Below are 6,381 nucleotides of genomic sequence, written 5' to 3' on the forward strand. Positions count from 1 at the left end.
GAACCCGGATTCTAGGCAGGATTGGCCTGCAATGCGCGTTCAGCGTGGCGCGGTTTCGCTATCGAAACGTTGTGGCGTGGCCCCGGTCACAGGACCGATCTTCGCCGAGTCGTGCACCAGCAGCACGACCTCACGTTCGAACACCAGCGAGCCTTCGACCACCGCGTTCGGGCCGATGACGATCCGCGGCTTGCGCGGCGCGGTCAGCGAGATGCCGAACGAGGGACGATTGACCTTGATGCCGCCTTTGACAACTGAATCAATGCCAACGGTGATGTCGCCGTTGACGGTTTCGATGTCGCCACCGAGCTGCACGGCGACCAGGCCGATGCTGCCGTTGACGGTTTCGATATTGCCGCCGATGCGGCTGCCGCGATCCACATAGATGCCGCCGTTCACCGTATCCAGGCCGTGGGTGAGCACCAGGTTGCGGCCGCCGTGGATCCCGCCGTTGACGGTTTCGATGCTGTGCGCCTGCACATTGTCTTCGGTGCGCACGCTGCCGTTGACGGTCTCGACGCTGTTGGCCTGCACACCAGAAGCCAGCTGGATGCTGCCATTGACGGTTTCCAGGTCGCCATAGGTGTTGCCGGCCTGGGTCTGGATGCTGCCATTGACCTTGCTGATGTCGTCGGCGGCCAGCGCCAATGGGGCATTCGCGCTCAGCAGCAGAAGTAGAAATAGACGTTTCATGAGATCTCCACTGTGGAAATGCCGATGGACTGGGCGGCATGGCACCACGCTTGGGTACAATCCGCATCTGCCTGAAGTCACTGGAACCTCTTTGCGCCAGCCCAGTCACCAGCCCCGTTCCCGACGACCTGCGGCCCTGTCGCCATGGTGCGGTGCTTGCCTGTTGATGCTGGGCGCGCTGTTGGCTGGTTCATTATCGGCGCAGAACAGCTCGCGCGATACCGAGAAGAAGCTGCAGCAGCTGCGTGGTGAGATCAGGAGTGTTTCGCAGGAACGGCGCCAGCTGGAAGGGCAGCGCGGTGAAGCCAGCCAGCGCCTGCGCGAGGCCGACCAGAAGGTCGCCCGCAGCGGCCGCGCGGTGGCCGAGGCCGAGGCGGCGGTGCAGCGCGAGCAACAGTCATTGGTGGCCCTGCAGCAGCGCCGGACCACGCTGGAAAGCGGCCTGGCCCAGCAGCGCCAGCAACTGGCAACGCTGCTGCGAGGCGCCTACCAGCTGGGCAACCACGCGCCATTGAAGCTGCTGCTGTCGCAGGACAGCGTGGCCGAAGCCAATCGCGAATTGGCCTACCACCGCTACCTGCAGCGCGAGCGCGCCAGGGCAATCACCGCCCTGACCACCGACCTGCAGGCGCTGACCAGCACCGAGAAGCAGATCGTCGCGCGCAGCAAGGAACTGGAACAGGCCCGCGAACAGCAACGCCAGCAGGCCGCAGCGCTGGCCCAGGACCGCCGCCAGCGCGCCAGCGTGCTGAGCGAACTGGATACCCGCTATCAGGATCGTAGCGAGCGCGAGAAAGCCTTGGGCAAGGACGCGCGCGCGCTGGAGCAGGTGCTGGCCAGCCTGCGTGCCGCGGCTGCCCGCGCCGAAGCCGAGCGCCGCGCGGCCGCCCGTCGCGCTGCCGAACAGGCGCGGCAGGCAGCCGCTGCCAACAACAACGGCTCCACCCGCAGCCCGGCCCGTTCAACGCCGGGCAAGGTGCCACCGCGGGTGGTCGCCAACGCGCCGGCACCGCGGGTTGGCGGCCTGGGTTGGCCGTTGTCGGGCAACCTGCTGGCACGCTATGGCGGCCGTCTGCCGGATGGCCGCAACAGCGCCGGCGTGCTGATCGGTGCACCGGCCGGCAGCACGGTAACCGCCGTGGCCGATGGCACGGTGGTGTTCTCCGACTGGATGACCGGCTACGGCATGATCCTGATCGTCGATCACGGCAACGGTTACATGAGCCTGTACGCGCATAACGACACCCTGCTGAAGGACGCCGGCGCCAGCATCAAGCGTGGCGATGCGGTGGCGAAGGTCGGCAACTCCGGTGGCCAGGGTGTGACCGCGCTGTATTTTGAACTGCGCCGCAACGGCCAGCCGGTGGATCCCTCGACCTGGCTGCAGCGGCAGTAACGCCCGCTGAGTGCTGGCGCAGCGGGCTGCGTCGATTCAACAAGAATTTAGCCGGGCTTCGCGCATAATCGGGTCCAGCGCGGTTATTGCGCATCCGTAATCTCATGGAGTGGTTCATGCGTGTAGCCCGTCTTGCTGCTGCCCTGCTGTTGGCCCTGTCACCGGCTGTTGCATTGGCCCAGAGCGCCCCGGACAAGGTGTCCAAGGCGGACGATCCCGATGCCAAGGAATCGGTCACCTCACGCGTACCCCTGGACGAGATCCGCCGCTTCGTCGGTGTCTACAACGCCGTGCGTGCGGCCTACGTTGATCCGGTGGATGACAAGAAGCTGATGCAGTCCGCCGTGCGCGGCCTGTTGCTGGAGCTGGATCCGCACAGTACCTACTTCGACAAGGAAGATGCCGAGGCCTTCGACGAGCAGACCAATGGTGCCTACGAAGGCATCGGCGTGGAGGTACTGCAGCAGGACAACACCTTGAAGGTGGTGTCGCCGATCGACGACACCCCGGCCGCGCGTGCCGGGCTGAAGGCCGGCGACCTGATCGTGGCCATCGACGGCACCCCGATCAACGCCATCGATGCCAGCGAACCGCTGCGCGGCAAGGCCGGCAGCAGCGTGGTGCTGACCATCGCCCGCGGCGAACAGAAGCCTTTCGATGTCACCGTGATGCGCGAGACCATCCGCGTCACCAGCGTGCGCAGCAAGATGCTGGAGCCGGGCTATGGCTATATCCGCATCAGCACCTTCCAGGCCGATACCGGTGCCGACTTCCAGAAGCAGTTGAACCAGCTGCAGGCGCAGGCCGGTGGCAAGTTGAAGGGTCTGGTGCTGGACCTGCGCAGCAATCCGGGCGGCCTGCTCACTGCTGCCGTGCAGGTAGCGGATGACCTGCTGGAGAGGGGCGGCATCGTCAGTACCCGCGGCCGCATCTCGATCAGTGATGCCAGGTTCGACGCCACCCCGGGCGACCTGCTCAAGGGCGCACCGATGGTGGTGCTGGCCGACGCTGGCTCGGCCAGTGCTTCGGAAGTGTTGGCCGGCGCCCTGCGTGACAACGGTCGTGCCCGCGTGGTCGGCAGCCGCACCTTCGGCAAGGGCTCGGTGCAGACCGTGCTGCCGCTGGACAACGGCGACTCGGTCAAGCTGACCACCGCGCGCTACTACACCCCGAGCGGGCGCTCGATCCAGGCCACCGGCATCCTGCCTGACGTGGAACTGACGCCGGATCCGGCCGACGCGGTCAACGACCTGCCGGCCAGCCTGAGCGACTACAGCGAGGCCAAGCTGCCCGGCCATCTGCGTGGTGATGACGAAGCGGTGGGCAGCAAGGCCGGCGTGGTGTTGCCGGGCGATGCCCCGATCCAGTCCGCCCTGCAGGAGCTCAAGCACCCCGGCTCGGTAGCGGCAGCGCAGGCTGCAGCGGCGGCAAAGGCGAAGCCAGCTGCAGAAGCGAAGCCTGTTGCACCGGCGGAGGCCGCGAAGCCGGAAGCCCAGGAAAAGCCTGCAGCGGAAGAGAAGCCTCTGTAGTGCCGAGCCATGCTCGGCAGGGGGCTTTCCCAGCGGTAGTGCCGAGCCATGCTCGGCAAGGGGCTTTCCCAGCGGTATTGCCGAGCCATGCTCGGCAGGGGCTTCACCGGTAAGGCCCCTGCCGAACATGGTTCGGCTCTACCCAAGGCACGGCCCACCCGCGATCTGATGGATCGCGGGCTTCGCCGCTTACGCCGCTCCCACAAAAAGAACAGGCAGGGCTAGAAGCCCTTGCGCTTGCGCAGGCGCCGGGCGATCGCCGCACGCACATACAGCCCGTAAGCCACGCCAAACAGAAAGCCGGCTACATGTGCCGACCAGGCCACCATGCCGAAGCTGGGGCCGATATAGGCGAACACCACCTGCAGGGCTGCCCACACGCCGATCAGCAGGAACGCCGGCGCACGCACGAATTCCAGGAACAAACCCAGTGGTAGCACCACGCCCAGCTTGGCGCTTGGGAACAGGGTCAGATACGCGCCCATCAGTGCCGACACCGCGCCGCTTGCACCGATGATGGTGCGCTCCGGTGAGCCGATCACATACAGCGCGGCGAGGTTGGCGATGGCGCCGCCAAACAGGAACAGCAGCAGCAGGCGCCACGGCCCCAGTACGCGTTCTGCGGGCAGGCCGAAGATCAGCAGGAACACCAGGTTGCCGAGCAGATGTGACCAATCGGCATGCAGGAACAGCGCGGTGAACAACCTTAATACGCTGCCGTCGCGTAATGCCGCCCACCAGTCCTGGCCGCTGCCCAGGCCGGTGGCCAGTGCACCCCAGTCCAGCCACAACGAGCGTCGCGCCTCATCCGGCCGTGAGATTGACCAGAGGAAGGCGGCCAGCAAGGTCAGGCACAGCAAGGGCACCGCCCAGCGCAGGCCTGACTTATTTCTGGAAGGAATGGAGACGAACATGAGTGCGGAAGCCTAACCCGGGACTGCCCGGTGCGGGCTGGGAATATGTCTTACGTCGTTATTGTTTAGTTAACGAGCGTGGGTGATACTGCATACGGCGTCGTATGTCGGGAGGGGACTCCGGCGCACTGTCAAGTAGCTTGCTGCTTGGGAGTGCAGGCGCAAAACGACCATTACCGTTTACGGAGAGAGCTTCCACTATGACCGCTTCTGCTATTGCTCGCGTAACTGCCCTTGCTGTCGGCATCGCCGGCGCCCTGGCTTTCAGCCACGCCGATGCTGCTGCCTTCCAGCTGAAGGAAAACAGCGCCAAGGGCCTCGGCCGCGCTTTTGCTGGTTCCACCAGCGCATGGGACGACGCTTCGGTTGTCGCCACCAACCCGGCCTCGATGCGCCTGCTCGACGGTCGCCAGTTCCAGGCTGACCTGAGTGCCATCAGCTTCTCCGCGGATTTCACCAAGGCCTCTGGCCGTAACTCCGGCCCGGGTGGCCCGGGTACCGGCACCGAGATCACCGGTGGCAACGGCGGCGACGCCGGCATGATCGCGCCGGTCCCGGCTGCGTATTTCCACCTGCCGTTCGGTGAGAACGACAACATGCATTTCGGCCTGTCGCTGACTGCACCGTTCGGCTTCAAGACCGACTACGACAAGAACTGGGTGGGCCGCTACAGCGGCGTGACCACCGACCTGAAGGCCATCGACCTGGGCGCCGCGTTCTCTTACGACGTCAACCCGTATGTGTCGTTCGGCGCCTCGGTGTTCGTTGAGCACCTGACCATCGAACTGTCCAACGCGCTGGACATGGGCGCCGTGGTCAACGGTGCCGCCCAGCAGCGTGCCGCCGCAGCCGCAGCTGCCGCTGGCCGCACCCCGGCACAGATCGCCGCCGCCGCTGCTGCAGCAGGCCAGGCCGCCGCCGCCGGTGGTTTCTCGCCGGGCAGCGCTGATGGCTTCGTCACCATCGAAGGCGACAACAATGCCGTCGGTTACCTGCTCGGCACCACCTTGAGCCCGACTGAAGACACCAACATCGCCTTCACGTACCGCTCCAAGGTCGAGCACAAGATCACCGGCGGCAAGGCCAACTTCACCGTTCCGCAGAATGTCTCGGTTGCCCTCGGCCAGCCGGGCAGCGGCCTGTTCGTGGACACCTCGGGCAAGGCCACGGTGACCCTGCCGGCGTCGTTCTCGATGAGCGTCACCCACCGCGTCAACGATCGTTGGACCGTGATGGGCGACGTGTCGCGCACCGCATGGAAGACCGCGTTCGATGAAGTCACCGTCGACTTCGCCTCGAACCAGCCGGACAACACCCTGGGCTTCCACTACAACGACACCACCTTTGCTTCGCTCGGTACCGAGTACAAGCTGTCCGACACCATCACCCTGCGTGGCGGTGTGGCCTATGACGAGTCGCCGACCAGCATCGAGCACCGCGACGTGCGCGTGCCGGACGTGACCCGCAAGTGGCTGTCGGTTGGCCTCGGCTGGACCCCGTCGGAGAAGACCGAGTTCAACTTCGGTTACACCCATCTGTTCACCAATGAGCCGAGCATCAACGTCACCTCGGCCACTGGCAATGTGGTCAAGGGCAAGTACGACGTGGGCGGCGACATCCTGGCTGCCTCGATCAACTACAAGTTCTAAGCGGACCTGTAATTGATGCATGCAGAAAGCCCCGCGCAAGCGGGGCTTTTTGTTTGTGTGTTGCACGGCATGGCAGCCATGCATTTGTAGGAGCGGGGGGGGCGCGGGGGGGGGGGGGGGGGGAACTGGACGGAATTATTAGGTCAGCGGGCGCAGGGGCTTAGGGGGGGGGGGCGGGCGCGGAGGGATGGGGGGGGCGG

Annotated in this window: 5 protein-coding genes; 3 read left to right on the forward strand and 2 right to left on the reverse strand. The window is 65.5% G+C overall.

The genetic code is table 11. The annotated features are described in order from the left end of the window. Window positions 1–39: 39 nt before the first annotated feature. On the reverse strand, window positions 40–693 hold the full coding sequence (locus AC1VWL_RS10725; RefSeq protein ID WP_296252547.1) for a DUF4097 family beta strand repeat-containing protein: 654 nt from the start codon (window positions 691–693) through the stop codon (window positions 40–42). 166 nt (window positions 694–859) lie between these two features. Between AC1VWL_RS10725 and AC1VWL_RS10730 the strand changes: the two genes are divergently transcribed. After that, window positions 860–2,089: a murein hydrolase activator EnvC family protein gene (locus tag AC1VWL_RS10730; RefSeq protein ID WP_482986668.1), complete on the forward strand. Its 1,230-nt coding sequence runs from the start codon at window positions 860–862 to the stop codon at window positions 2,087–2,089. A 116-nt stretch (window positions 2,090–2,205) separates the two neighbouring features. Continuing rightward, window positions 2,206–3,618: a S41 family peptidase gene (locus tag AC1VWL_RS10735; RefSeq protein ID WP_482986669.1), complete on the forward strand. Its 1,413-nt coding sequence runs from the start codon at window positions 2,206–2,208 to the stop codon at window positions 3,616–3,618. A gap of 221 nt (window positions 3,619–3,839) precedes the next feature. Here AC1VWL_RS10735 and AC1VWL_RS10740 read toward each other — a convergent pair whose 3' ends face one another. After that, on the reverse strand, window positions 3,840–4,532 hold the full coding sequence (locus AC1VWL_RS10740) for a rhomboid family intramembrane serine protease (RefSeq protein WP_481614750.1): 693 nt from the start codon (window positions 4,530–4,532) through the stop codon (window positions 3,840–3,842). A 200-nt stretch (window positions 4,533–4,732) separates the two neighbouring features. Here AC1VWL_RS10740 and AC1VWL_RS10745 point away from each other — a divergent pair, with 200 nt between their 5' ends. Further along, complete coding sequence (locus AC1VWL_RS10745; protein ID WP_482986670.1) at window positions 4,733–6,181, forward strand: outer membrane protein transport protein; 1,449 nt, start codon at window positions 4,733–4,735, stop codon at window positions 6,179–6,181. Window positions 6,182–6,381: the final 200 nt, after the last annotated feature.

Source organism: Stenotrophomonas sp. STEN063 (assembly GCF_056854515.1).